This window comes from Porphyrobacter sp. CACIAM 03H1 (genome assembly GCF_002215495.1).
Taxonomy (GTDB): Bacteria; Pseudomonadota; Alphaproteobacteria; order Sphingomonadales; family Sphingomonadaceae; genus Erythrobacter.
This window is the reverse complement of the sequence record NZ_CP021378.1, coordinates 2110886-2134347: the sequence shown is the minus strand read 5'-3', so window position 1 is coordinate 2134347 and position 23462 is coordinate 2110886. Positions and strand designations below refer to the sequence as shown.

28 protein-coding genes are annotated in these 23462 nt (G+C 67.1%); 14 read left to right on the top strand and 14 right to left on the bottom strand.

Going from position 1 to position 23462, the window contains the following annotated elements; genetic code table 11:
- The first annotated feature begins 57 nt into the window (after positions 1–57).
- Both CBR61_RS10205 and CBR61_RS10200 read left to right on the top strand, forming a co-directional pair.
- Positions 58–288, top strand: coding sequence for a DUF4170 domain-containing protein (locus CBR61_RS10205; RefSeq protein WP_088914256.1), 231 nt, complete (start codon positions 58–60; stop codon positions 286–288).
- A gap of 7 nt (positions 289–295) precedes the next feature.
- Positions 296–778 (top strand): GNAT family N-acetyltransferase, encoded by a 483-nt coding sequence (locus tag CBR61_RS10200; RefSeq protein WP_233996697.1) that lies wholly within the window; start codon positions 296–298, stop codon positions 776–778.
- An 81-nt stretch (positions 779–859) separates the two neighbouring features.
- On the opposite strand, the gene CBR61_RS10195 is transcribed toward CBR61_RS10200, so the two are convergent.
- From CBR61_RS10195 to carA, 7 genes are all read right to left on the bottom strand, one after another.
- Positions 860–1147 carry a hypothetical protein gene (locus tag CBR61_RS10195; RefSeq protein WP_088914255.1) on the bottom strand — a complete coding sequence of 96 codons (288 nt, stop codon included), beginning with the start codon at positions 1145–1147 and terminating at the stop codon, positions 860–862.
- 22 nt (positions 1148–1169) lie between these two features.
- Complete coding sequence (greA, locus tag CBR61_RS10190; RefSeq protein WP_088914254.1) at positions 1170–1646, bottom strand: transcription elongation factor GreA; 477 nt, start codon at positions 1644–1646, stop codon at positions 1170–1172.
- 114 nt (positions 1647–1760) lie between these two features.
- Positions 1761–5087 (bottom strand): carbamoyl-phosphate synthase large subunit, encoded by a 3327-nt coding sequence (gene carB / locus CBR61_RS10185; RefSeq protein ID WP_088914253.1) that lies wholly within the window; start codon positions 5085–5087, stop codon positions 1761–1763.
- Positions 5087–5653: a hypothetical protein gene (locus CBR61_RS10180; protein WP_157696561.1), complete on the bottom strand. Its 567-nt coding sequence runs from the start codon at positions 5651–5653 to the stop codon at positions 5087–5089. The genes carB and CBR61_RS10180 overlap by 1 nt, the downstream gene beginning before the upstream one ends.
- Positions 5653–6255 carry a carbamoyl-phosphate synthase large subunit gene (locus CBR61_RS10175; protein ID WP_088914251.1) on the bottom strand — a complete coding sequence of 201 codons (603 nt, stop codon included), beginning with the start codon at positions 6253–6255 and terminating at the stop codon, positions 5653–5655. Before CBR61_RS10175 ends, CBR61_RS10180 begins: the two co-directional genes overlap by 1 nt.
- On the bottom strand, positions 6248–6577 hold the full coding sequence (locus CBR61_RS10170) for a hypothetical protein (protein WP_088914250.1): 330 nt from the start codon (positions 6575–6577) through the stop codon (positions 6248–6250). The genes CBR61_RS10175 and CBR61_RS10170 overlap by 8 nt, the downstream gene beginning before the upstream one ends.
- Positions 6574–7755, bottom strand: a complete 1182-nt coding sequence (gene carA, locus CBR61_RS10165; RefSeq protein ID WP_088914249.1) for a glutamine-hydrolyzing carbamoyl-phosphate synthase small subunit — start codon at positions 7753–7755, stop codon at positions 6574–6576. The genes CBR61_RS10170 and carA overlap by 4 nt, the downstream gene beginning before the upstream one ends.
- A 142-nt stretch (positions 7756–7897) precedes the next feature.
- Between carA and CBR61_RS10160 the strand changes: the two genes are divergently transcribed.
- The 4 genes from CBR61_RS10160 (at position 7898) to rpoD (ending at position 12800) form a co-directional block, all read left to right on the top strand.
- Positions 7898–8350: a GatB/YqeY domain-containing protein gene (locus tag CBR61_RS10160; protein WP_088914248.1), complete on the top strand. Its 453-nt coding sequence runs from the start codon at positions 7898–7900 to the stop codon at positions 8348–8350.
- 116 nt (positions 8351–8466) lie between these two features.
- Positions 8467–8817, top strand: a complete 351-nt coding sequence (locus tag CBR61_RS10155) for a GIY-YIG nuclease family protein (RefSeq protein ID WP_088914247.1) — start codon at positions 8467–8469, stop codon at positions 8815–8817.
- Between the two features lie 6 nt (positions 8818–8823).
- Positions 8824–10716 (top strand): DNA primase, encoded by a 1893-nt coding sequence (gene dnaG, locus CBR61_RS10150; RefSeq protein WP_088914246.1) that lies wholly within the window; start codon positions 8824–8826, stop codon positions 10714–10716.
- A gap of 53 nt (positions 10717–10769) precedes the next feature.
- On the top strand, positions 10770–12800 hold the full coding sequence (gene rpoD / locus CBR61_RS10145) for an RNA polymerase sigma factor RpoD (RefSeq protein WP_088914245.1): 2031 nt from the start codon (positions 10770–10772) through the stop codon (positions 12798–12800).
- 25 nt (positions 12801–12825) lie between these two features.
- On the opposite strand, the gene CBR61_RS10140 is transcribed toward rpoD, so the two are convergent.
- Together CBR61_RS10140 and CBR61_RS10135 are read right to left on the bottom strand one after the other, a co-directional pair.
- The gene (locus CBR61_RS10140; RefSeq protein WP_088914244.1) at positions 12826–13008 is read right to left on the bottom strand and encodes a DUF3008 family protein; all 183 of its coding nucleotides are present in this window, start codon (positions 13006–13008) and stop codon (positions 12826–12828) included.
- A gap of 67 nt (positions 13009–13075) precedes the next feature.
- Positions 13076–14221, bottom strand: a complete 1146-nt coding sequence (locus tag CBR61_RS10135; protein ID WP_157696560.1) for a sterol desaturase family protein — start codon at positions 14219–14221, stop codon at positions 13076–13078.
- 103 nt (positions 14222–14324) lie between these two features.
- Between CBR61_RS10135 and CBR61_RS10130 the strand changes: the two genes are divergently transcribed.
- The 8 genes from CBR61_RS10130 (at position 14325) to CBR61_RS10095 (ending at position 19474) form a co-directional block, all read left to right on the top strand.
- Entirely contained in the window at positions 14325–14804 is a 480-nt protein-coding gene (locus CBR61_RS10130) for an RpiB/LacA/LacB family sugar-phosphate isomerase (protein WP_088914242.1), read from the top strand.
- Positions 14801–16126, top strand: coding sequence for a serine hydroxymethyltransferase (gene glyA / locus CBR61_RS10125; protein WP_324616812.1), 1326 nt, complete (start codon positions 14801–14803; stop codon positions 16124–16126). Before CBR61_RS10130 ends, glyA begins: the two co-directional genes overlap by 4 nt.
- Positions 16127–16138: 12 nt before the next feature.
- On the top strand, positions 16139–16357 hold the full coding sequence (locus CBR61_RS10120; protein ID WP_088914241.1) for a hypothetical protein: 219 nt from the start codon (positions 16139–16141) through the stop codon (positions 16355–16357).
- A gap of 8 nt (positions 16358–16365) precedes the next feature.
- Positions 16366–16827: a transcriptional regulator NrdR gene (gene nrdR, locus CBR61_RS10115; RefSeq protein ID WP_088914240.1), complete on the top strand. Its 462-nt coding sequence runs from the start codon at positions 16366–16368 to the stop codon at positions 16825–16827.
- 7 nt (positions 16828–16834) lie between these two features.
- A complete protein-coding gene (locus CBR61_RS10110) occupies positions 16835–17581 on the top strand; it encodes an RNA methyltransferase (RefSeq protein WP_088914239.1) in 747 nt (248 codons plus the stop codon).
- Between the two features lie 82 nt (positions 17582–17663).
- Entirely contained in the window at positions 17664–17939 is a 276-nt protein-coding gene (locus CBR61_RS10105) for a hypothetical protein (protein WP_088914238.1), read from the top strand.
- Between the two features lie 181 nt (positions 17940–18120).
- Positions 18121–18735 carry a 30S ribosomal protein S4 gene (gene rpsD / locus CBR61_RS10100; protein ID WP_088914237.1) on the top strand — a complete coding sequence of 205 codons (615 nt, stop codon included), beginning with the start codon at positions 18121–18123 and terminating at the stop codon, positions 18733–18735.
- 100 nt (positions 18736–18835) lie between these two features.
- Positions 18836–19474 carry an NAD(P)H-dependent oxidoreductase gene (locus tag CBR61_RS10095; protein ID WP_088914236.1) on the top strand — a complete coding sequence of 213 codons (639 nt, stop codon included), beginning with the start codon at positions 18836–18838 and terminating at the stop codon, positions 19472–19474.
- On the opposite strand, the gene CBR61_RS10090 is transcribed toward CBR61_RS10095, so the two are convergent.
- The 5 genes from CBR61_RS10090 to CBR61_RS10070 all read right to left on the bottom strand — a co-directional run bounded on the left by CBR61_RS10090 (position 19464) and on the right by CBR61_RS10070 (position 23456).
- Positions 19464–19766 carry a chorismate mutase gene (locus CBR61_RS10090; RefSeq protein WP_088914235.1) on the bottom strand — a complete coding sequence of 101 codons (303 nt, stop codon included), beginning with the start codon at positions 19764–19766 and terminating at the stop codon, positions 19464–19466. The two genes, CBR61_RS10095 and CBR61_RS10090, sit on opposite strands and share 11 nt — an antisense overlap.
- Positions 19766–20902, bottom strand: a complete 1137-nt coding sequence (tgt, locus tag CBR61_RS10085; protein ID WP_088914234.1) for a tRNA guanosine(34) transglycosylase Tgt — start codon at positions 20900–20902, stop codon at positions 19766–19768. The genes CBR61_RS10090 and tgt overlap by 1 nt, the downstream gene beginning before the upstream one ends.
- 108 nt (positions 20903–21010) lie before the next feature.
- Positions 21011–21583, bottom strand: coding sequence for a hypothetical protein (locus CBR61_RS10080; protein WP_088914233.1), 573 nt, complete (start codon positions 21581–21583; stop codon positions 21011–21013).
- A 164-nt stretch (positions 21584–21747) separates the two neighbouring features.
- Complete coding sequence (locus CBR61_RS10075; RefSeq protein ID WP_088914232.1) at positions 21748–22518, bottom strand: ABC transporter permease; 771 nt, start codon at positions 22516–22518, stop codon at positions 21748–21750.
- Positions 22515–23456 (bottom strand): ABC transporter ATP-binding protein, encoded by a 942-nt coding sequence (locus CBR61_RS10070; protein WP_088914231.1) that lies wholly within the window; start codon positions 23454–23456, stop codon positions 22515–22517. Before CBR61_RS10070 ends, CBR61_RS10075 begins: the two co-directional genes overlap by 4 nt.
- Between the last annotated feature and the right edge of the window lie 6 nt (positions 23457–23462).

Below are 23462 nucleotides of genomic sequence, written 5' to 3'. Positions count from 1 at the left end.
CCCTTGGCGGCGAGCGCGCTAAGGGGCGCGCATCGTTCCTCCCCAAGGGCTTAAAACATGGCAGAAACCACCCCCACCCAGCGGCTCCACCTCGTCATGGGCGGCCGCGTCAAGGACCCGCGCGGCCTCGAGTTCCAGGACCCGGAGAGCATCCACGTCGTCGGCGTCTTCAGCTCCTATGACGCCGCGGTCGACGCCTGGCGCGCGCAGGCGCAGCGCACGGTCGACGATGCGGAGATGAAGTATGTCGTCGTCCACATCCACAAGCTGCTGACTCCGGAGGAATAGTCGCCTCGTGGCGGTGATCCGCTTCTATCGTGAAGGCGATGCCGAGGAAATCGCGGCGCTGACCCTGGCGGCGATCCGCGAGACGGCGCTAGCGGCCTATTCGCCCGCGCAGGTCGCGGCGTGGTCGGCGCGCTATTCGGTGCAGCGATTGCTGGACGGAGCCGCGCGGGGCGACGTGATCCTCGTCGCGGCAGCTGCGTATGACCAGCCCCTCGCCTACACCGTGCTCGAGGCGGACGGGCATCTCGACATGCTCTACTGCCATCCTGCGCACACCGGAAAGGGACTTGCCGTCGCCCTGCTCGCCGCCGCCGAGGCCGAGGCGCGCGGGCGGGGGTTGGCCCGCCTGTTCGCCGAGGCGAGCGAACTGGCCCGGCCGGTCTTTGCACGGGCGGGCTATGTGCTGCTCAACCGCCGGGACTTCACCATTCCCGTCGAGGGCGGCGAAGTGGCGATCCACAATTACGCGATGGAAAAACGCCTCGGCTGAGACGCGGGGCGACGCGGCCTGTTCCACGTGAAACCGGCAATGACCGGGCAACGACAGTGCAACGACCGCGCGACGACCCGCCTAGCGCAGCGCGGCGAAGGCCCCCGCGGCGGCAACCGCCAGCATCGTCAGAACAACCCGGGTGCGGCGATCGGAGCGGCGGCCGTTCCAGCGCTCCTCGTCGAGCCACCACTTGCCCTGCCCGTCGGTCCTGAGCACGTCGGCACCCTTCAGCCGCTCGAAGGCGCGCCGGCTGCTCGGGCGGGTCGGTGCATAGGCGATGGCGTCGGCCATGCTGACAGCGCCCGCATCGAGGAAATCGGCGGCAACCCTGCGCTCGGCAAGGGGCCTCACCGGAACAACGGCCATGTCGCGCCCCCCGGCCCGTTCGTCAGATGAACTCGATCTTCTCGACGAGGTAGAACTTCTCGCCCGAGGGCACCGTCACCTCGATCTCGTCGCCGACCTGCTTGCCGATCAGCGCGCGCGCCAGCGGCGAGTTGTAGCTGATGCGGCCCTTGTTCGCGTCCGCCTCGGTCTGGCCGACGATCTGGTAGCGCACCGGCTTGTCGTTCTCGTCGAGCAGGGTCACGGTTGCGCCGAAGATGATCTTGTCGCCCGACAGCGTGGTCGGATCGATGATCTGCGCGCGGCTGACCTTGTCCTCCAACTCGGCGATCTGCGCCTCGACCTGGCCCTGCCGCTCCTTGGCGGCGTGGTATTCGGCGTTTTCCGAAAGGTCGCCGTGGGCGCGGGCCTCCTCGATCGCCTCGACGATCCGGGGGCGTTCCTCGCGCAGGACCTTGAGGTCGGCGGTGAGCCGCTCGTAACCCTCGGCCAGCATCGGGACCTTTTCCATCGTCGCCATATGTCTTTTCTTTCTGTCTGTTGTCCCTCCCCCTTGTGAACCGGGAAAGAAAGCCCTTGCCGCCGTCCAACTGGCTCGACGTCAGGCACTCTCGATGTCGGGGGGAGGTGTCAGTCAGGTCCCATAATAGTCCTGCAAGCTGCGGACTTCAAGCTGCTCGGGCCGGATCGCCGAAATCGCCGCCGCCGCCGCGACCGAGGCGGTGGCGGTGGTGTAGTAGGGCACCTTGCCCGAAAGCGCGGCCTGGCGGATCGATTTGCTGTCGAGCAGCGACTGCCAGCCTTCGGTGGTGTTGAAGATCAGCGCGATCTCCCCGTCGATGATCTTGTCGACGATGTGCGGCTGGCCTTCGGCGACCTTGTTGACCCGCTCCACGGCAAGCCCCTGTTCGGCAAGGTAGCTCTGGGTGCCGCCGGTGGCGAGCACGCGGAAGCCGTGCTCGATCAGCCGCCGGACGCCCGCCACGATCACCGGCTTGTCGGTGTTCTTGACGCTGACGAACACCGTGCCCGCCTGGGGCAGGATCGAGCCTGCGCCGATCTGCGACTTGAGGAAGGCGGCCTCGAAGGTGGCATCGATCCCCATCACCTCGCCGGTCGATTTCATCTCGGGGCTGAGCACCGGGTCCGATCCCGGGAAGCGCGCGAAGGGGAAGACCGCTTCCTTGACGGCGATATAGGGCAGGTTGCGCTTGAAGGGCTCGAAGCCGGAAAGCTTCTCGCCCGCCATCACCCGCGCGGCGATCTTGGCGACCGGCTGGCCGATAGCCTTGGCGACGAAGGGCACGGTGCGGCTGGCGCGCGGGTTGACCTCGATGAGGTAGACGTTGCCGTCCTTCACCGCGAACTGGATGTTCATCAGCCCCTTCACGCCCAGCGCGAAGGCCAGCGCCTCGGCCTGACGCTCCATCTCGGCGATGATGTCCGGCGAAAGCGAATAGGGCGGCAGGGTGCAGGCACTGTCACCCGAATGGACGCCGGCTTCCTCGATGTGCTGCATCACGCCGGCGATGCGCACTTCCTCGCCGTCGCAAAGCGCATCGACATCGCACTCGATCGCGTCGCGCAGATACTGGTCGATCAGCACCGGGCTGTCGCCCGAGACATTGACCGCGGTGGCGATGTAGTCGTCGAGCTGCGCAACGCTGTCGACGATCTCCATCGCCCGGCCCCCGAGCACGTAGGAGGGGCGCAGCAGCACCGGATAGCCGATGCGCGCGGCGACCGCGGCGGCCTCGTCGCGGCTGCGGGCGATGCCGTTCTCGGGCTGCTTGAGCTTCAATTTGCTCACCAGCTTGGCGAACCGCTCGCGGTCCTCGGCAAGGTCGATCGCGTCGGGCGAGGTGCCGAGGATCGGGATGCCCGCATCCTCCAGGGCCTGCGCCAGCTTGAGCGGGGTCTGCCCGCCGAACTGGACGATCACGCCGAGGAGTTCGCCCTTCGACTGCTCGACGCGCAGGATTTCCAGCACGTCCTCGTCGGTCAGCGGCTCGAAATAGAGGCGGTCGGAGGTGTCGTAATCGGTCGAGACGGTTTCGGGGTTGCAGTTGACCATGATCGTCTCGAAGCCCTGCTCGGCGAGCGCGAAGCAGGCGTGCACGCAGCAATAGTCGAACTCGATCCCCTGCCCGATCCGGTTCGGCCCGCCGCCGAGGATCACGACCTTGCGGCGCTCGGAGGGGTCCGCCTCGCATTCGGGCTCGCCGAAGCTCGGGGCCTCGTAGGTCGAATACATGTAGGGGGTGATCGCCTCGAACTCGGCGGCGCAGCTGTCGATGCGCTTGAAGACGGGGAACACGCCGAGCTTGTGGCGCAGCTGCCGGACTTCCTCCGCGCTGGTCGCGCCCGCCATCGCCACGAGCGCATCGTGGAGCAGGCCGGAACGCCGGGCCTGGGTCTCGGCGAGTCCGCCCGCAACGCCCACCGAACGCACCGCGAGGGTGGCAAGACGGCGGTCGGAAAAGCCCATCGCCTTAAGCCGCCGCAGCCCCGCGGCATCGCGCGGCAGGCCATCGGCCTGGATCGCCTTCTCGGCGGCGATGATCGCCTCGATATGGCGCAGGAACCAGGGATCGTAATGGGTGACGGCGGCGATCTCCTCGACGCTCAGACCCTCGCGGAAGGCCTGCCCGACCTTGAGCAGCCGGTCCGGGGTGCGGCGCGAGAGGGCGGCGGTGATGACCTCGGGGCCCGCGCCTTCGAGCTCGGGCACGCGGTTGAACCCGTCAAGCCCGGTTTCGAGCCCGCGCAGGGCCTTCTGCACGCTTTCCTGGAAGTTGCGGCCGATCGCCATGACCTCGCCGACCGATTTCATCGCGGTGGAGAGGTCCGGCTGTGCGCCCTTGAACTTCTCGAAGGCGAAGCGCGGGATCTTGGTGACGACATAGTCGATGGTCGGCTCGAAGCTCGCAGGGGTCGCGCCGGTGATCTCGTTGGTGAGCTCGTCGAGCGTGTAGCCGACCGCCAGCTTGGCCGCGACCCGCGCGATCGGGAAACCCGTCGCCTTGGACGCCAGCGCCGAGGAGCGGCTGACGCGCGGGTTCATCTCGATCACGATCAGGCGCCCGTCCTTTGGGTTGACCGCGAACTGGACGTTGGAGCCGCCCGTCTCCACCCCGATCTCGCGCAGGCACGCGATGCTCGCGTTGCGCATGATCTGGTATTCCTTGTCGGTCAGCGTCAGCGCCGGGGCGACGGTGATGCTGTCCCCGGTGTGGACGCCCATCGGATCGACGTTCTCGATCGAGCAGACGATGATCGCGTTGTCCTTGCGGTCGCGCACCACCTCCATCTCGAACTCCTTCCACCCGAGGAGCGATTCCTCGATCAGGACTTCGGTGGTGGGCGAGGCGTCGAGGCCCTCGCGCACGATCTTCTCGAACTCGGCCTTGTTGTAGGCGATGCCGCCGCCGGTCCCGCCGAGGGTGAAGGAGGGACGGATGATCGAGGGCAGCCCGGTGCGCTCGAGGATGGCGAAGGCTTCCTCGACCGTGTTGGCAACGCCGCTGCGTGCGCTTTCGAGGCCGATCTTGTCCATCGCATCGCGGAACCGCTGGCGGTTCTCGGCCTTGTCGATCGCGTCGGCCTTGGCGCCGATCATCTCGACGCCGTATTCGGCGAGCACGCCCATCTCGTCGAGCTTCAGCGCGCAGTTGAGCGCCGTCTGCCCGCCCATCGTCGGCAGCAGCGCATCGGGCCGCTCCTTGGCGATGATCTTGGCGACGATCTCGGGCGTGATCGGCTCGATATAGGTCGCGTCCGCGAACTCCGGATCGGTCATGATCGTCGCGGGGTTGGAGTTGACGAGGATGACGCGGTACCCCTCCTCCTTCAGCGCCTTGATCGCCTGCGTGCCGGAGTAATCGAACTCGCAGGCCTGGCCGATGATGATCGGGCCGGCGCCGATGACGAGGATCGAGGAAATGTCGGTTCTTTTGGGCATCAGGGAAGAAGGTCCTTGATCTTGGGTCTGTCCAGTTCTTGCACCGCGCGGATTTCGGCGGCGGTCGGGCCGGAAGGCAATTTGCCGTCCTTGATGAAATCGGCGCGGGCGGCCTGCCAGCTGACGAGCCGCATTCCGGCGCGCTGGCCCTCGCACCCCTGTCGCAGCAGATCGCGGTTGAGACCGGGCTTGCCGCGCACCTTGTAGAGCGCGGGATCGCCCGCCAGCACGACCGCGCCAGCCTCGGTGGCGGGCATGTCGTTGAGCTTGTCGCGCTCACGTTGCAATTGCTGTTCGGGAGGTCGGCTGCCCTGCCATCCCACCCACCAGAATTTGCCGCCGCGCTTGTGCACCTCTTGTCCGAAGGCGTGCGGGTCCGCCACCTTCGTCACGTCATAGGTATAGGACGGCACCCACTGGTTCGTATCATCGGCCAGCGGATCGACCGCCCCCTCTTTCGGCGCGAACCGCTTCAGGCAGGCCTCGACGCCCTCCTCGCCCTCCCGCCAGTCACTGCATCCGGCGAGCGCGAGAACGGCCAAGGCGGCGAACATGGTGCGGCCCATCATCCCTCCCCACCGCCATGGGCTCCGGCATCGGCGCCGAAAGCGAAGATCAGTCTGGTGTAGCGGTTCACGTAGGGCAGCACGTCGGGCCTGGAGGCGGCGGCGCCGAAGATGAAGGTGCAGTTGCGGCGGATATCGATCAGGCGCTCGCCGTCGCGCGCCATGATGTAGCTCAGCACGTAGTGGGAGCGCGGGCCGTTGCGCCGGCCGGTGACATCGAGCTGCTTGACGACGCCGGTGCCTGAGGCGAGGCGCTCGGTGTCGATATAGCCCTGTTCCTTGCGTTGCCCGGCCACAGCCTTGTGCCTCGCCTGCGGATCGAAGGCGGCGTCCTCGAACGGCCCCTCGCTTGCGGCGATGCGGCAGTCCATGCGGCCCGCGACGGGGTAGCGGGTGTTCTCGTCATGGAGCACGGGACGCCAGAAGGTGACGACGGGTAGGCCGGTCTCGGGCGAGGCTTCGAGCGTCACGGAGCCATCGCCCCGAAAGGCAACGCCCTCGGCGATCTCCGCGCCGGGCCATTCGGCCACGGGCGCGGGATTCTGGCCGAGCGCGGGGGCAGCCAGCAGCGCAGCGGGGACCAAGGCGATACGGCTATTCATCGGCCTGATACTTCTCGTTACCGACGAAACCGAACTTCGTGGCACCCGACTGCTTGATGTAGCGCAACACACAGGCCGAGGCTTCATAATCGGCGTACGGACTCGGCTCGAACCTGATTTCGCCGTCCGGCCTGACCTCGAGCTCGACGTCCGTTGCACCGCATTTGCGACGGATGGCATCGGCATCGGCTTGCTGGAAGCCGTCCGAGAAATCGATCGTGCTCGGAAGATCGACCGAAATGGTCGTGGATTCCGGCCCGCACGCCATCACGGCGAAAGGCGCGGCAAGCACGAAAGCAACGCTGCGAAGCGTGCCGATCACCCCAGCCCCCCGACGAACTTCTCGAACAGGTAGAAGCTGTCCTGCGGCCCGGGGCTCGCCTCGGGGTGATACTGCACCGCGAAAGCCTTCTTGCCCCTTATCGCGATGCCGCAATTCGTCCCGTCGAAGAGCGAGACGTGCGTCTGCTCCACACCTTCGGGCAGGGTCGCCGCGTCGACCGCGAAACCGTGGTTCATCGAGGTGATCTCGACCAGCCCCGTGGTCTCGCCCCACCCTTCCCCGACGCGCTGGACGGGGTGGTTCGCGCCGCGGTGGCCCTGGTGCATCTTGATCGTCTTCGCCCCTGCGGCGAGCGCGAGCAACTGGTGGCCGAGGCAGATGCCGAACAGCGGCACGTCGGCATCGAGCAGCGCCCTGATCACCGGCACGGCATATTCGCCGGTCGCGGCCGGGTCCCCCGGGCCGTTGGAGAGGAACACGCCGTCGGGCTTCAAGGCCATCACCTCGTCGAACGAGGTCTTGGCCGGCACCACCGTCACCCGCGCGCCCGCCTTCACGAGGTTGCGGAAGATATTGTCCTTCGCGCCGTAATCGATGGCGACCACGTGCGGCTTGGCGTCGAACGGCGCGCGGCCATAGCCCTTGCCGAGCGTCCAGTAGCCGCCCTCCCAGCCCTCGTGCTTGTCGCGGGTGACGCGGATCGCGAGGTCCATGCCCTCGAGACCCGGCCATTCCTGCGCACGCTTGACGAGCGCCGGGATGTCGAACTTGCCGTCCGGCGCATGGGCGATCACCGCGTTGGGCGCGCCGCTCTGGCGGATGCGGCGGGTGAGCGCGCGCGTGTCGACGCCCGAAAGGCCGATCTTGCCGTTCCGCGCCATCCACTCGGCGAAGCGTTCGATCGAGCGGAAGCTGCTCGGCTCGGTCACGTCCTCGCGCACCACGCAGCCGACCGCGCCCTCGACGCGGCTCTCCACGTCCTCGCCATTGGCGCCGACATTGCCGATGTGCGGGAAGGTGAAGGTGACGATCTGCGCCGCGTAGGAGGGATCGGTCATCACCTCCTGGTAGCCGGTCATGGCGGTGTTGAAGCACACCTCGCCGACGCTCGTGCCGACATGGCCGAAGCCCCGGCCCCAGACCACGGTGCCATCGGCCAGAACGAGGACTCCCGTGGCTCCCGAAGGTTGCGCGCGAGAAGGTGCGGGGTCGGCCATGGGGCGCTCCGTTGAACAGGTTTTCCGGCGATGGTGCTAAGTTTTGCCCGCTACGCCTCCCGGCCCCCCGCGTCAACCTAGGCTTGGCGATTGATTTGCGTTAGGGGCGCCGGCCAGAAACCCCTTCCACAGGAAAGATGCGATGATCCGAGACGATATCAAGGCCGCCACCATCGCGGCGATGAAGGCGGGCGAGAAGGACCGCACCGCCGCGCTCCGCCAGATCAGCGCCAAGATCAAGGACCGCGACATCGAGGAACGCACCGCTTCCAAGCCGACGCCCGACGACGAGCTGGTGGTGAGCGTGCTCCAGAAGATGGCCAAGCAGCGCCGCGAATCGATCGAGATGTACGACGCGGGCGGGCGCACCGAGCTCGCCGCCGTCGAGCGCGCGGAGCTGGCGGTGATCGAGGAATTCCTGCCCGCTATGATGGACGAGGCCGCGACGAAGGCCGCGATCGAGGCGATCAAGGCCGAGACCGGCGCCTCGACCATGAAGGACATGGGCACCGTCATGGCCGAGCTGAAGGCCCGCCACGGCGCGGTGCTCGACGGCAAGCTCGCCAGCGGGCTGGTGAAGGCGGCGCTTTCGTAATTCACACCGTTCGCCCCGGATACCCCAACCAACCTCCGTTCGTGTCGAGCGTAGTCGAGACACCCTGCGCTGATGGCCTCTCGACTTCGCTCGAGGCGAACGGGTATGGATAGGCAATGGCCTTCTGGTGCTACATCCTGCGCTGTTCCGATGGCAGATATTACACCGGCCATACCGATGATCTGGAGCGCAGGCTGGCCGAGCATCAGCATGGCGGCTTCTGCGACTTCACCTTCAGACGCCGGCCCGTGACGCTGCTCTGGGCGCAGGATTTCCCTTCGCGCTACGAAGCCCTCCAAGCCGAGCTGGGCGTGAAGAAGTGGTCGCGCGCCAAGAAGGAAGCGCTTGCCCGGTCCGATTGGCGCTCCCTTTCATACTTCGCCAAGCCGCCGTCGGAACGATCCACAGGTGATCCACCGATAGGTGTCTCGACTTCGCTCGACACGAACGGGGTGGAAGAGCAGTAGGCTAGGATGGCCATCACCCCGCAATGGAAGGACGAGCTGCGTGCGCGGATCACGCTCTCGACACTCGTCCAGCGCAGCGTCAAGCTGACCCGGGCGGGGCGCGAGTGGAAGGGGTGCTGCCCGTTCCACGACGAGAAGACGCCGAGCTTCTACGTCAATGACCAGAAGCAGTTCTACCACTGCTTCGGCTGCGGGGCGCATGGCGATGCGATCAGCTGGATGGTCGATCATGCGGGCCTCCAGTTCCTGGACGCGGTCAAGGAACTCGCCGCGATGGCGGGGATGGAGGTCCCCGCCCCCGATCCGGTGCAGGCGAGGAAAGCGGAAGCCCGGGCAAGCCTGATCGACGTGACCGAGGCGGCGCAGCGCTTCTTCGTCGATAGCCTTGCCGGACCCGGCGGCGCGGCGGCGCGGGACTATCTCGAGCGCCGCGGCTTCTCCCCTGCGGTGATGCGCGAATTCGGCTTCGGCTGGGCGCCCGATGATCGGCAGGCCCTCCCCAGGGCGCTGTCGCAGTTCGGCGAGGACATGCTCGAAGGCGCGGGGATGCGCGCGGCGAGCGAACAGGGCGAACGCTACGACCGCTTCCGGGGGCGCGTCATGCTTCCGATCCAGGACGCGCGCGGACGCGTGATCGCCTTCGGGGGGCGCATCCTCGACAAGCGGGATGGCGTTGCGAAATATCTGAACTCCCCCGACACCGAACTCTTCGACAAGGGCCGGACGCTCTACAACCTCCACCGCGCCGCCCCCGCCGCGCGGCAGAGCGGGCGGGTTGTGGTGGTCGAGGGCTACATGGACGTGATCGCGCTCGCCAATGCGGGAATCGCCGATGTGGTCGCCCCGCTCGGCACGGCGCTCACCGAGATGCAGCTCGAACTGCTGTGGCGCATGGTCGAGGTGCCGGTGCTGTGCTTCGACGGCGATGCGGCGGGCCAGCGTGCGGCGATGCGCGCCATCACCCGTGCCCTGCCGCTGCTCGCCCCGATGCGCTCGCTGGGGATCGTGCGCCTGCCCGCGGGGCTCGATCCCGATGATCTTCTGAAGCAGCAGGGCAAGGCGGCGATGGAACGACTGCTGGCCGAGCCCGCCAGTCTCATCGACACCCTGTGGGCCTTCGAACGCGACGCGCAGGTGCTCGACACGCCCGAGGCCAAGGCGGGCCTCAAGGCGCGGCTGATGGCGCATGTCGAGACCATCGCCGATCCTGAGATCAAGGGCCTCTATCGCCGCGAGCTTTCCGACCGTTTCTCGGCTTTCGCCTATCCGCCCCGACCGCCGCGCCCCGCCCTCCCCCCGCGCGCGCCTGCCGGTCAGCGCGGCGGCTGGCGGGGGGCGCCGCTGCCGCCGCCGGGGCTGTCGGAGGAGGCGCGCGCGCGGCTCGCGGCGATCATGGCGGGGAGCCAGCGGCAGGGCCTGCTCAGCGCCGTTCTGGCCGGATTTGCACGCCATCCGCAGGCGATCGCACGCCATGCCGAGGCACTCTCGACCCTCGCCCGCAGTGCCCCGGCGGCGGCCGCCGACATCGAATCGCTGTTCGAGCTTGCAGAAACGCTTGATTCGCGCGCCCCTGTCGCCATATGCAACGCGCAAGGCCAACCCGCCCCGTCGGCAGATATCCGTTACGCCTTTCTCGATGAAGGCACCGATCCCGACGCCGCGCGCGAGGAACTGGCTGAAGCTGTGTCGCTGCTGGTCGAACGGCCGGCGCTGGAGGCTGCGCTTGCGGCCACCATCGCGCGTTTCGAGGACGATCCCGAAGGATCGTTCGCCGAGCAGACCCGTCTGCGCGCGCAGCTCATGGCAGTCGAAGAGCGCCTCAAGGCCTTCGGTCGCCGCAAGGCGGCGGCAGGGCCCGGCACGGGTGACGATGCCGCCCCGGCGGCGGACAGGGATTAACAGGCGGCTCCCCCTCGCGGCGAGCCGCCCGGCAACGGATAGACACGAAAAATATGGCCGAGAAGGAAGATGCCCCGCTGATCGATCTCAACGAGGCTTCGATCAAGAAGCTGATCAGCAAGGCGAAGAAGCGCGGCTATGTCACCTATGACGAGCTGAACGAGGCGCTGCCCTCGGGCGAGATGAGCCCCGACCAGATCGAGGACATCCAGACCGCGCTCAGCGAAATGGGCGTGCAGATCGTCGAGAGCGACGAGGATGCCGAGGCCGAGGCCGAGGACCGCGAGGACGGCGAGAGCGACGACATCGTCGCCGACGACGAGGACGAGGACGACGACGGCGAGAAGCGCGGCCCCGCCAAGGACGCCCGCGCCGCCAACAAGAAACTCGCGACCGGCGAGCGCACCGACGATCCGGTGCGCATGTACCTGCGCGAAATGGGCGCGGTCGAGCTGCTCAGCCGCGAGGGCGAGATCGCCATCGCCAAGCGCATCGAGGCCGGCCGCGACATGATGATCATGGGCCTGTGCGAAAGCCCGATCACCTTCCACGCGATCATCCAGTGGTCCGAGGCGCTCAACAACGGCGATATGCAGCTTCGCGAGATCCTCGATCTCGACGCGATGCTCTCCAAGGAACCCCCGGCCGAGAAGATGGCCGAGGGCGCCGAGGACGATGACGACGACGAGATCTCCGAAGCCACCGCCGGCCCCACCATCCGCGAGGACGACGAGGTCGAGGAAGAGCCGGAGGAAGCCGACGAGGACGAGGACGGCGAGCCCCGCGCCAAGCGCGAGGAGGACGACGAGGAGGACAACACCCTCTCCCTCGCCCAGATGGAGGCCGCGCTGAAGCCGGAGGCGCTCGAACGCTTCGCGCGCATCACCAAGCTGTTCGGCGATTTCGAGAAGCTCCAGGCGGAGCGGGTCGAAACCCTCGCTGCCGGCAATGCCTTCCCGCCGGCCAAGGAAGCCAGGTACGAACAACTGCGCGAGGACCTCACCGCCGAGGTCGAGTCCGTGCAGTTCCACGCGACCAAGATCGAATTCCTGGTCGACAACCTCTACGCCTTCAACCGCCGGCTGACGACGCTGGGCGGGCAGATGCTGCGCCTGGCCGAGCGCCACAAGATCAAGCGCGTCGACTTCCTCGGGGCCTACATGGGCAACGAGATGGACGATGCCTGGCTCAAGGAGCGGGCGAAGAAGGACAAGAAGTGGGCCGCCTTCGCCGAGCGCGAGGAGGACGCGATCGAGCGCATCCGTGTCGAGATCGCCGATATCGCCGCGCAGACCGGCATGAGCCTCAACGAGTTCCGGCGCATCGTGAACATGGTCCAGAAGGGCGAGCGCGAGGCGCGCATCGCCAAGAAGGAGATGGTCGAGGCGAACCTGCGCCTCGTGATCTCGATCGCCAAGAAGTACACCAACCGCGGCTTGCAGTTCCTCGACCTCATCCAGGAAGGGAACATCGGGTTGATGAAGGCGGTCGACAAGTTCGAGTACCGCCGCGGCTACAAGTTCTCGACCTACGCGACGTGGTGGATCCGGCAGGCGATCACCCGCTCGATCGCCGACCAGGCGCGCACCATCCGTATCCCGGTCCACATGATCGAGACGATCAACAAGCTGGTGCGCACGAGCCGTCAGTTCCTCCACGAAGAAGGCCGCGAGCCGACGCCGGAGGAAATGGCCGCGCGCCTCTCGATGCCGCTCGAGAAGGTCCGCAAGGTGATGAAGATCGCCAAGGAGCCGATCTCCCTCGAAACGCCCATCGGCGACGAGGAAGACAGCCACCTCGGCGATTTCATCGAGGACAAGAACGCGATCATCCCGGTGGACGCCGCGATCCAGGCGAACCTCAAGGAAACCGTCACCCGCGTGCTCGCCTCGCTTACCCCACGCGAGGAACGCGTGCTGCGCATGCGCTTCGGGATCGGGATGAACACCGATCACACGCTGGAAGAAGTCGGCCAGCAGTTCTCGGTGACCCGCGAACGTATCCGCCAGATCGAGGCCAAGGCGCTCAGGAAGCTGAAGCACCCGAGCCGATCGCGCAAGATGCGGTCGTTCCTCGATCAGTAAGCGCGCCTCGCGTCCCCGTTCGCGATCATTCCTTCCGTTCGGGGAGCGATTTGCGCTTGGTGCTCGCCAGTTCCTCGAGTTCCTTTTCGCTCATCGATTGGGCCATGTCTTTCGATGCGCCCCTGAGGTTCTTTTTCGGCGTCTCGCCGCGCTTGGCGGACAACGCCGCTCCGGCGGCCTTTTGCTGAGCCTTCGACTTGGCTGGCATCGCGCGTACTCCTGATCGCACTGGCAGGGTAATCTAGGCGCGCGCGACTGGGTGGCCCTAACCTGGGTCAGCCGCGAAACGGCCACACCAGCTGCCGCACCCAGCCTTCGGGCGCGCGTTCGCCGGCGATGCCGTAGCCTTGGGGCCAGCGATCCTCGGGCATGTGATGCGTCCCGAACCAGCGGTCGATCATCGGCAGGTGGACCGCGAAGTTCACATCCCTCGCCTCTTCCTCCACCCCGTGGTGCCAGTGGTGGAAACGCGGCATCGCGACCCAGCGTTCGAGCCATCCCCAGCGCGGCGCGAAGTTGGCGTGGATGAACACCGCGTGGAAGCTCACCAGCGCGAGGTAGGCATAGACCGCAGTCTCGGCAAACCCCACCACCAGCAGCGCCAGCAGCACCAGCCCGCGCGTTAAGACCACATCGACCAGATGCAGCCGCGATCCGGCGAGCCAGTCCATCGTCTCGACCGAATGGTGCACCTTGTGGAACCGCCACAGGAAAGGGACGGCATGGAAGGCGCGGTGCACGCCATATTGCGCGAGGTCCGCGACCAGCACCGCAAGCGCGAATTGCATCAGCCACGGCAGGCTCTGCACCGCGCTCTGCATCTGCGGCACCGCCAGCACCGCCCCCAGCGCCACGGCCGGTGCCAGAACGGCGATGCTCATCACCTGCGCCAGAACGTGGCTGGCGAAGAAATACTGCGTGTCGGTCAGCCAGCCCCGCCGGAACGCACCCTGCCCGCGCCGCAGGGGGAATGCCCCCTCCAGCGGCACGAAGATCGCCGCCGTGGTCAGTACGCCGAGCACGAACCAGTCGAGCCCCAGATAGACCGCGCTCGCGCCCCCGCGCGGGATGTCCACCCCGCCCGCCCCCAGCGCCAGCGCCGCGCCTGCAAGCGCGAGCGCCGTCACTCCGAGCACCTTGCGTCGGCGCAGCAGCATCGACAGCCCTGCCAGCCCCATCGCCGCCAGCAGCGCCACGTCGATCGCGAGCCGCACCAGCGGCAGGGGATAGCGCGCGCGCAGTTCGGGCAGGGTCAGGTATTGCGGGAAGTGCAGACACAGCACCGCCAGCAGCGCCAGCAGCGCGAGCACGATCCCCAGCACGCCCGACAGCCACCCCGTGCCGAAATGGCGCGGCCGCCCGTCCGCGAAGACACGGGCGAGCCACTGTTCGGCGGTCGGGCGGGGCGCAGGCGCATCCATCACCGCCCGCATAACATGAAGTGGTGCTCGGGAAGGTTAAGGCCGGTCGAAAAGGCGCAAGCCGGGGGTGGAGAATCTCCGGCCCTGCGCCTATAGCCCTACCATGCGCATCGCCATCGCCTCCGATCACGCCGCCGTCGAACTGAAGGCGGAACTTGCCGAATGGCTCGTCGAGGAAGGCCACGAGGTCGCCGACCTCGGGCCGGAACCGGGGCAGAGCGTCGACTATCCCGATTATGGCTACCGCCTCGCCGAGATCCTGGCAGAAGGCACGGCGGAATTCGGCGTCGCGCTGTGCGGGTCGGGGATCGGCATCTCGATCAGCGTCAACCGCCACCCCGAGGTGCGCTGCGCTCTTGTGAGCGAACCCCTCTCGGCTGCGCTGGCCCGCGAGCATAACGACGCCAATTGCATCGCTTTGGGCGCGCGTCTCGTAGGGATCGAAATGGCGAAGTCCTGCGTTGCCACCTTTCTCGACACCGAATTCGCCGATGCCGGCGATCCGGCCGGGCGCCACCAGCGCCGGGTCGGCAAGCTCGGCAAGCCGCCCTTCTTCCCCGATCACATCGAGACCCACCAATGAGCACCGCCCCCGTCGATTTCGCCGCCCGCACCGCCGTCCATTCGATGGATGGCTTCTGGCACAATGATCTCGCCGCCGCCGACCCCGAGATCGCGGCCGCGATCGGCAAGGAGCTCGCCCGCCAGCGCGACAAGATCGAACTGATCGCCTCCGAGAACATCGCGAGCCGCGCGGTGCTGGAAGCGGCCGGGAGCGTCTTCACCAACAAGTATGCCGAGGGTTATCCGGGCAAGCGTTACTACGGCGGCTGCGACTATGCCGACGTGGTCGAATCCCTCGCCATCGAGCGCGCCAAGCAGTTGTTCGGCTGCAACTTCGCCAACGTGCAGCCGAACTCCGGCTCGCAGATGAACCAGGCGGTGTTCCTGGCGCTGCTGAACCCGGGCGACACCTTCATGGGGCTGGACCTCAATTCGGGCGGCCACCTCACCCACGGTTCGCCGGTGAACATGAGCGGCAAGTGGTTCAATGTCGTCTCATACGGCGTCACCCGCGAGACCGAGACCATCGACATGGAGGAGGTCGCCACCAAGGCGCGCGAACACAAGCCGAAGATCATCATCTGCGGCGGCACCGCCTATTCGCGCACCTGGGACTTCCCCGCCTTCCGCGCCATCGCTGACGAAGTCGGCGCGGTGCTGCTGTGCGACATGAGCCACATCTCGGGCCTCGTCGCGGGCGGCGCGCACCCCTCGCCCTTCCCGCACTGCGACATCGTCACCTCGACCACCCACAAGAGCCTGCGCGGCCCGCGCTCGGGCATCATCCTGTGGAACGACGAGAAGTACACCAAGCCGCTCAACATGGCCGTATTCCCGGGCCTTCAGGGCGGCCCGCTGATGCACATCGTCGCAGCCAAGGCGGTGGCCTTCAAGGAGGCTCTGGACCCCTCGTTCCGCGACTACGCCCACCGGATCGTCGAGAACGCCCGCGCGCTGGCGGCAAGCCTCGAGGAGAACGGCCTAAGGATCGTTTCGGGCGGCACCGACAACCACTCGATGCTGGTGGACCTCACCGCGAAGAACGTGACCGGCAAGGACGCCGAGAAGGGCCTCGATCGCGCCTTCCTCACCTGCAACAAGAACGGCATCCCCTACGACACCCGCTCGCCCTTCGTGACCAGCGGCATCCGCCTCGGCACCCCCGCCGGCACCACCCGCGGCTTCGGCCCGGAGGAGTTCCGCACCGTCGGCAAGCTCATCGCCGAAGTGGTTGAGGGTCTGTCGAAAAACGGCCCCGAGGGCGACGCCCAGATCGAGGAGAGCGTGCGCCGTCGGGTAAGCGCCCTGTGCGCCGCCTTCCCCGTCTATCCGGGCATGTAAGGAGCCGCCCGCATGGATCAGGATCCCCGCGAAGGCCCGGACTGGGTCGAGGACGCCAAGACCGAAATCTCGGGCATGGCCAAGGAGGGGCTCGATCACCCCTCGAGCAAGCCTGTCATCGCCGGTGCCGTGATCGGGGCGCTGGCGGGGGGCTTGCTGCCGGTGGTCACCTGGCCGATCGGGCTGGTGGCCGGGGCGGGCTTCGCGCTGTATCAGAGAATCAAGAAATAAGACCCTGAATGCGCTGCCCCTTCTGCGCCCATGACGACACCCAGGTAAAGGACAGCCGCCCGACCGAGGACAACGCCTCGATCCGGCGGCGGCGCCAGTGCTCGTCCTGCGGGGCGCGCTTCACCACCTTCGAGCGCGTGCAGCTGCGCGAGGTGGTGGTGGTGAAATCCGGGGATCGCCGTGAGCCGTTCGAACGCTCCAAGCTCGAACAGTCCGTCGCCCTCGCCTGCCGCAAGCGTGCGATCGACCAGGAACGGCTCGACCAGCTCATTTCCGGCATCCAGCGCCAGGTCGAAACCTCGGGCGAGGCCGAGGTGCCTTCCTCGCATATCGGCGAGCTGGTCATGGAGGGCCTGCGACAGATCGACTCCGTCGCCTATATCCGCTTTGCCAGCGTCTATCGCGATTTCTCCGAAGCTCGCGATTTCGAAGAATTTGCCAGCACCGTCCAGCAAGCCGCGAAAGAATAACCGGAACATGGCCGACCTCAACAAGCCGGTGATCGTGCTGGTGCGCCCGCAGCTGGGCGAGAACATCGGCAAGGCGGCGCGCGCGATGCTCAATTTCGGGCTCACCGAGATGCGGCTCGTCGCCCCGCGCGACGGCTGGCCCAACCCGTCGGCGGGGCCTGCGGCGGCCGGGGCGGACATCGTATTGGAACAGGCGAAGGTCTATGCCACCACCGCCGAGGCGGTGGCCGACTGTGCCCATGTCCACGCCACCACCGTCAGGAAGCGCGGCGTCACCAAGCCGGTGATCGGCGCCGACGAGGCCGGGCGGCAGGTCCACACCCTGCCCGGCCGCCACGCGATCATCTTCGGCCCCGAGCGTTCGGGGCTGGAAACGGAGGACGTCGCCCTCGCCCGCAACATCCTGACCATCCCGATCAACCCCGAGTTCGGCTCGCTCAACCTTGCCCAGGCGGTGATCCTCGTCGCCTATGAATGGTCGCGGATCGGGCGCGAGATCGCGGATGCGGGCGATGCGCTGGTGCAGCCGACGCTGGAGGAGACCCTCCCCCCCGCCCCGCAGGACGAGCTCGACGCGATGATCGCCCACTTCGAGAAGCTGCTGGAACCGCGCGGCTATTTCTTTCCCGAGAGCCGCGCCGAGGCGACCCGCCGCACCTTGCGCGGGCTGCTCACCAAGCCCGGCTGGAACCATCTCGAAGTGCGCACCCTGCGCGGCATCCTCAGCAGCCTCGAGCGCGAGCGGGAACGCTGACGTCGTTCGTCGATTGGGGGGTGGACAGCACCCGCCGGCGCGCTACCCCTCACCTTCCTCTCACAACCTCGCGAGTTTACTGATGAATCCGTTTCGCCCCTTCCTGCTCGCGATCGCGGGCGGCGCCCTGCTCGCACCGCTTGCCGCCACGGCCAACCCCCAGACCGCGCCCGCCGGGACCCCTGCGCCGCGCGAGGAACCGGCCGAGGCCGAGACACAGCCTGCCGAGGGTGCCGAGAGCGAGGCCGATGCCGACAAGCGCGTGTGCCGCTACGTCAAGCTCGACGCCTCGAGCCGCCGCAAGACCAAGGTGTGCCGCACCGTCGAGGAATGGCGGGACCTCAACAACATCCGCTGAACCCTGCGCGCCGTCGTTCGGCGCTTGACGCGCGCGCCTGTCCTGCTATGGGCGCGCCTTCGCAAATGGGCCCTGCACCCCGGTGAAGCAGCGGCCGCGTCGGGAATATCGTCCCGGCGGAGCGATACCGGGTTCAAGGCCGCCCGCTGTGGGCGGCTCAGCACATTGAAGGATACGACTTATGTCGAAGCGCAAGAGCGCCAAGCACAAGCTTGATCGCCGCATGGGCGAGAACATCTGGGGCCGCCCGAATTCCCCGGTGAACAAGCGTTCCTACGGCCCCGGCCAGCACGGCCAGCGCCGTAAGGGCAAGATGAGCGACTACGGTCTGCAGCTGCGCGCCAAGCAGAAGCTCAAGGGCTATTACGGCGACGTCACCGAGAAGCAGTTCAAGCGAAACTACCTCGAAGCCTCGCGCATGAAGGGCGACACCAGCCAGAACCTCATCGGCCTGCTCGAGCAGCGTCTCGACATGGTGGTCTACCGCGCCAAGTTCGCGCCGACCATCTTCGCCGCGCGCCAGCTGGTGAGCCACGGCCACATCCGCGTCAACGGCCAGAAGTGCAACATCGCCTCGCGCCGTGTGATGGTGGGTGACGTCGTCAGCCTCGGCGTCAAGGCCAAGGAAATGGCCCTCGTGATCGAGGCCCAGGGCCTCGCCGAGCGCGACATTCCCGACTACGTCATGCCCGACGGCAACGACAAGGTGACCTTCACCCGCGTGCCGAAGCTCGACGAAGTGCCCTATCCGGTGACGATGGAACCGAACCTCGTGGTCGAGTTCTACTCGCGCTGATCCTTCGGGCATCGCAAGAGACACCAGAGGGCGGCCCTGCGGGGCCGCCCTTTTCTTTTGCGGGGCGCGCTGCGATTGTCCCCCGCCAAGGGGAATCGCGATGAACGTGCTCTTGATCGACGGCCATCCCGACGAGGGCCGCCTCACCACCCATCTGCTCGACACCTATGCCGCCGCTCTGCCCGCACAGGCGACAGTGACCCGCGTGGCGGTGCGCGATCTCGCCTTCTCGCCGGTGCTGCGCCAAGGCTACAGGCACCGCACCGACTGGGAGCCCGACGTGCAGCGGGTCGCCGGACTGATCGACGCCTGCGATCACCTCGCGGTCGCCTTTCCGATGTGGTGGGGCGCGGAGCCGGCGGAATTGAAGGGGCTGATCGACCGCGTGCTGCTGCCGGGCTTCGCCTTCGCCTATCGCGTCGGCGATCCCTGGTGGGACAAGCTGATGCAGGGCCGCTCGGCCGACATGATCGCGACGATGGACACCCCGCCCTTCGTGCTGCGCTGGTATTACGGCAATCCGCTGATCCGGCGCTGGAAGGGGCAGATCCTCGGCTTCTGCGGCTTTGCCCCGGTGCGCACCCTTGCGCTGGGTCCGGTCGGGGAGAACACCCCGCCGCGCAACATCGCGAAATGGGAAGCACGGGTGGCGAAGCTGGCGCGCTCGGTGCGGCAGAAGGCGCCGGAGAAGAAGCAGCCGCGTCTGGCCGCCTTTCTGGGACGGGAGCCTAGTCCCTGATCCGGTCCCACTCGCCGAATTCGTAGGCGATCGAGCCTTCGACGAGGCGCTCCCAGATGTCCGCAACGACGTCGGCCGGGATACCGTGCGCCCCGGCCTCGGCGACCGCTGCGGCGATCACGCTCGCCTTGCGGGCCTCGTCGCGCACCGCATCGCGGCTCTGCTTGATCCGGGCGGCGGCGCGCATGTAGCCAAAGCGTGTCGCCAGCAGCGCGACCAGCTCCCGGTCGAGCGCATCGACGCCCTCGCGCACCTCGACCATGGTCTCGCAGTCTTCGGGGGCTTTGGGCATCAAGCGGAACTTCCAAGGTAATCGCGCCGGAACGTGGCGGCGAAATCGGCAAAGGTGCCCCCCGCAATGGCATCGCGCATCCCCTGCATCAAGGCCTGATAGAAGCTGAGGTTGTGCTCGGTCACCAGCATCGCGCCGAGCATTTCGCCCGACTTCACGAGGTGGTGGATATAGGCGCGGCTGTAGGTGGTGCAGACCGGGCACCCGCACCGCTCGTCCAACGGCCCGGTGTCCTCGGCGAAGCGCGCATTCCTGAGGTTTAGGGAGCCGTTCCAAGTGAAGGCCTGCCCGTTGCGGCCAGAGCGGGTCGGGAGCACGCAGTCGAACATGTCGATGCCCCGCTCGACCGCGCCCACCAGGTCGTCGGGCTTGCCCACACCCATCAGGTAGCGCGGGCGATCCTCGGGGAGCATGGCGGGGGCGTAGTCGAGCACGCCGAACATCGCCTCCTGCCCCTCGCCCACGGCAAGGCCGCCCACGGCATAGCCGTCGAAGCCGATGTCGGTGAGCTTGTCGGCGCTGATCCGGCGCAGGTCCTCGTGGAGAGCGCCCTGCTGGATGCCGAACAGCGCCGCGCGGGAGGCGTGTTCCTCGCCGCTGTCGAAGCCCTCGCGGCTGCGCTTCGCCCAGCGCATCGAGAGCTCCATCGAGGCGGCGATCTCGTCGCGCGGCCGGTCGGCGCGCGGGCATTCGTCGAAGGCCATGACGATGTCGCTGCCGAGCAGGCGCTGGATCTCCATGCTGCGCTCGGGCGTGAGCATGTGCTTCGAGCCATCGAGATGGCTGCGGAATTCGACCCCGTGCTCGGTGAGCTTCCGAAGCTCGGAAAGGCTCATCACCTGGTAGCCGCCGCTGTCGGTCAGGATCGGGCGCTGCCAGTTCATGAACTTGTGGAGGCCGCCCAGACGGGCGACGCGCTCGGCGCCGGGGCGCAGCATGAGGTGGTAGGTGTTGCCGAGGATGATGTCGGCGCCGGTCTGGCGCACGGCCTCGGGCTTCATCGCCTTGACGGTGGCGGCGGTGCCGACCGGCATGAAGGCGGGCGTGCGGATCTCGCCGCGCTGCATCCGGATCGTGCCGGTGCGGGCCTTGCCGTCGGCCGCGTGGAGAGTGAAGTCGAAACGGGGGTTCGTCATTGCGCCAGCGCGCTAACGGGCCCGCACGCCCCTGTCACCCCCAAACGGAACGGGCCGCCTGCCTACGTGGCAAGCGGCCCGCCTCCGATCGATACCTTTGCGGAACGATCAGAACCTGAAGCCGACGCCCACCGTGCCGCGCAGGGTGTCGAAGGCGATGGTGTCGACGTTGGCGCGCAGCACCACGCGGCTCACCGGCACTTCCACGCCGACGCCGAGGAGGTAGTCGCCTGCGGTGGTGTCGAGATCAAAGTCGTCCTCGTCGAAATCGGGCACGCCGATGACGTTGCCGGCATCGAGATCGACCCACTGGTAGCCGCCGCGGGCGTAGATCTTGCTGCCGCCTTCGGTGCGGATGCCGAGACGGGCGGCAAGGCCGTATTCGGCGTCGATCGGGCCGCTGCCGAAGTTGGCGTTGCCTTCGACACCGGCGAACAGGGTCTCGCCGAGCGGGAAGTCGGCTGCGATGAAGCCGCCGTAGATTTCGCCGCTGTCGTCGATGTCGAGATTGTTGAAGTCGCCATCATCGGCGTCGAGGTCGCCGAGGTCGATGCCGAGATCGTGGAGACCAACCTGGGCCCCGACAGTGATTTCGGGACGGGTGTCGCTTTGTGCATGAGCGGCGGTCGGGAGCGCGATGGCGCCCAGAGCGGCGAGCGTGCCGAATGCGATCTTGTTCATCCTGTTTTTCCTTGTTTTACCGGTCGCTAAGGGGGGTGCGACGCGAACAAGGAACTAGGAATCGGCGCGTGTCTGCGCAATGAACGAACAGGATACTTTCCGTTAATGTCGGGCGAACGGTGCCTGCGACCCGACCAAAGCCTGCCTTGGCTCGACGAAGGTCGTCACTCGCGCAGGCGCCATCCAGTGCGGAAGATCACGGCGATGACAATGGTGCAGGCCGCGAGGAAGCCCAGAGTCAGGCCGAGCGACAAGCCAATGGGCACATCGGAGACGCCGTAGAAGGAATATCGCAGGCCGCTGACCAGGAAGGCGATCGGATTGGCGAGCGCGACCGCATCCCACGGCGCGGGCAGGTCGCGGATCGAGTAGAAGGTGCCCCCGAGGAAGGTCAGAGGGGTCAGGATCAGGAGCGGGATGATCCCGAGCTTCTCGAAGCTGTCCGCCCAGATGCCGAGCACGAAGCCGAACAGCGCGAAGCTCGCCGCCACGAGCATGATGTAGAACGCGGCGAGGAGCGGATACTTGATCTGATAGTCCACGAAGAAGGTTGCCGTGCCGAGGATGATCGCGGCAAGGATCAGCCCCTTGGTCGCCGCCGCGCCGACGAAGCCCGCCAGAGTCTCGGCGACCCCAACCGGGGCCGAGAGAAGCTCGTAGATCGTGCCGGTGAAGCGCGGCATGTAGATGCCGAAGCTGGCGTTGCTGGTTGTCTCGCCAAGCAGGGTCAGCATCAGCAGGCCGGGGATGATGAAGGCGCCGTAGGGAACACCGCCGACCGGTTCCATGCGCGCCCCGATGACAGAGCCGAACACCACGAAATACAGCGAGGTCGTCAGCACCGGCGAGAGGATCGACTGGAAGGCGGTGCGGAAGGCGCGGGCCATCTCGCGGCGGTAGATGGCATAGGCGCTGCGCAGGCTGAAATGCATCATGCGGCCTCCTTCTCGCCCAGCAACCCGACGAAGATGTCCTCGAGCGAGCTGTCGTGGATGTCGAGGCTGGTGAAGCCGACGCCGGCGCGGGTCAGAGCTTGCACCAGCTGCGCGATCTCGGATCGGCCCCGCCCTTGCCCGTTACCCCCGCGATAGGTCAGCCGGGTGCCGCCTTCAGACAGTTCCACCCCGAAACCCGCCAGCGCCTCGGGCACGGCCGCGAGCGGAGCGGCAAGTTCGATCACCGCCTCGGTGGTGCCGAGCCGCTCCATCATCGCGCGCTTCTCGTCGACCATCAGGATGCGCCCGCCCTGGATGATGCCGACGCGGTCGGCCATTTCCTCGGCTTCCTCGATATAGTGGGTGGTGAGAATGATGGTGACGCCGCGCTGCTTAAGTGCCGCGATCTGCTCCCACATGCCCTTCCTGAGTTCGACATCGACGCCCGCGGTAGGCTCGTCGAGGAACAGGAGTTCCGGTTCATGCGCCAGCGCCTTGGCGATCAGCACGCGGCGCTTCATCCCGCCGGACAAGGCCCGGATCTGCGCGTCCTTCTTGTCCCATAGCGACAGGCTCTTGAGGATCGCCTCGAGCGCCGCCGGATCGGAAGGGCGGCCGAACAGCCCCTGCGAATAGGAAACCGCGCTCCACACGGTCTCGAACATGTCGGTGGCGAGCTCCTGCGGGACGAGGCCGATCCGCGCTCGCGCAGCGCGCCAGTCCTTCGACAGGTCCTTCCCGAAGGCGGTGATGGTGCCGCCCGAGGGCCGCACCAGACCGCACACCGCCCCGATCAGCGTCGTCTTGCCCGCCCCGTTGGGCCCGAGCAGCGCGAAGATCTCGCCTTTGCGGATGTCGAGATCGACCGAGTCGAGCGCGCGCGGGCCGTTCCTGTAGGTCTTGGTCAGGCCACGGATCGAGAGGATGGGTTCGCTCATTGCCTG

Coding starts and splice junctions, on each gene's coding strand:
- CBR61_RS10130 (WP_088914242.1), top strand. CDS start 14,325: ATGCGCATCGCCATCGCCTCCGATCACGCCGCCGTCGAACTGAAGGCG.
- CBR61_RS10155 (WP_088914247.1), top strand. CDS start 8,467: ATGGCCTTCTGGTGCTACATCCTGCGCTGTTCCGATGGCAGATATTAC.
- CBR61_RS10095 (WP_088914236.1), top strand. CDS start 18,836: ATGAACGTGCTCTTGATCGACGGCCATCCCGACGAGGGCCGCCTCACC.
- CBR61_RS10180 (WP_157696561.1), bottom strand. CDS start 5,653: ATGGGCCGCACCATGTTCGCCGCCTTGGCCGTTCTCGCGCTCGCCGGA.
- carB (WP_088914253.1), bottom strand. CDS start 5,087: ATGCCCAAAAGAACCGACATTTCCTCGATCCTCGTCATCGGCGCCGGC.
- rpoD (WP_088914245.1), top strand. CDS start 10,770: ATGGCCGAGAAGGAAGATGCCCCGCTGATCGATCTCAACGAGGCTTCG.
- greA (WP_088914254.1), bottom strand. CDS start 1,646: ATGGCGACGATGGAAAAGGTCCCGATGCTGGCCGAGGGTTACGAGCGG.
- nrdR (WP_088914240.1), top strand. CDS start 16,366: ATGCGCTGCCCCTTCTGCGCCCATGACGACACCCAGGTAAAGGACAGC.
- CBR61_RS10160 (WP_088914248.1), top strand. CDS start 7,898: ATGATCCGAGACGATATCAAGGCCGCCACCATCGCGGCGATGAAGGCG.
- CBR61_RS10070 (WP_088914231.1), bottom strand. CDS start 23,456: ATGAGCGAACCCATCCTCTCGATCCGTGGCCTGACCAAGACCTACAGG.
- CBR61_RS10205 (WP_088914256.1), top strand. CDS start 58: ATGGCAGAAACCACCCCCACCCAGCGGCTCCACCTCGTCATGGGCGGC.
- carA (WP_088914249.1), bottom strand. CDS start 7,755: ATGGCCGACCCCGCACCTTCTCGCGCGCAACCTTCGGGAGCCACGGGA.
- tgt (WP_088914234.1), bottom strand. CDS start 20,902: ATGACGAACCCCCGTTTCGACTTCACTCTCCACGCGGCCGACGGCAAG.
- CBR61_RS10105 (WP_088914238.1), top strand. CDS start 17,664: ATGAATCCGTTTCGCCCCTTCCTGCTCGCGATCGCGGGCGGCGCCCTG.
- glyA (WP_324616812.1), top strand. CDS start 14,801: ATGAGCACCGCCCCCGTCGATTTCGCCGCCCGCACCGCCGTCCATTCG.
- CBR61_RS10140 (WP_088914244.1), bottom strand. CDS start 13,008: ATGCCAGCCAAGTCGAAGGCTCAGCAAAAGGCCGCCGGAGCGGCGTTG.
- CBR61_RS10195 (WP_088914255.1), bottom strand. CDS start 1,147: ATGGCCGTTGTTCCGGTGAGGCCCCTTGCCGAGCGCAGGGTTGCCGCC.
- CBR61_RS10075 (WP_088914232.1), bottom strand. CDS start 22,518: ATGATGCATTTCAGCCTGCGCAGCGCCTATGCCATCTACCGCCGCGAG.
- CBR61_RS10175 (WP_088914251.1), bottom strand. CDS start 6,255: ATGAATAGCCGTATCGCCTTGGTCCCCGCTGCGCTGCTGGCTGCCCCC.
- CBR61_RS10080 (WP_088914233.1), bottom strand. CDS start 21,583: ATGAACAAGATCGCATTCGGCACGCTCGCCGCTCTGGGCGCCATCGCG.
- dnaG (WP_088914246.1), top strand. CDS start 8,824: ATGGCCATCACCCCGCAATGGAAGGACGAGCTGCGTGCGCGGATCACG.
- CBR61_RS10110 (WP_088914239.1), top strand. CDS start 16,835: ATGGCCGACCTCAACAAGCCGGTGATCGTGCTGGTGCGCCCGCAGCTG.
- CBR61_RS10135 (WP_157696560.1), bottom strand. CDS start 14,221: ATGGATGCGCCTGCGCCCCGCCCGACCGCCGAACAGTGGCTCGCCCGT.
- CBR61_RS10120 (WP_088914241.1), top strand. CDS start 16,139: ATGGATCAGGATCCCCGCGAAGGCCCGGACTGGGTCGAGGACGCCAAG.
- CBR61_RS10090 (WP_088914235.1), bottom strand. CDS start 19,766: ATGCCCAAAGCCCCCGAAGACTGCGAGACCATGGTCGAGGTGCGCGAG.
- rpsD (WP_088914237.1), top strand. CDS start 18,121: ATGTCGAAGCGCAAGAGCGCCAAGCACAAGCTTGATCGCCGCATGGGC.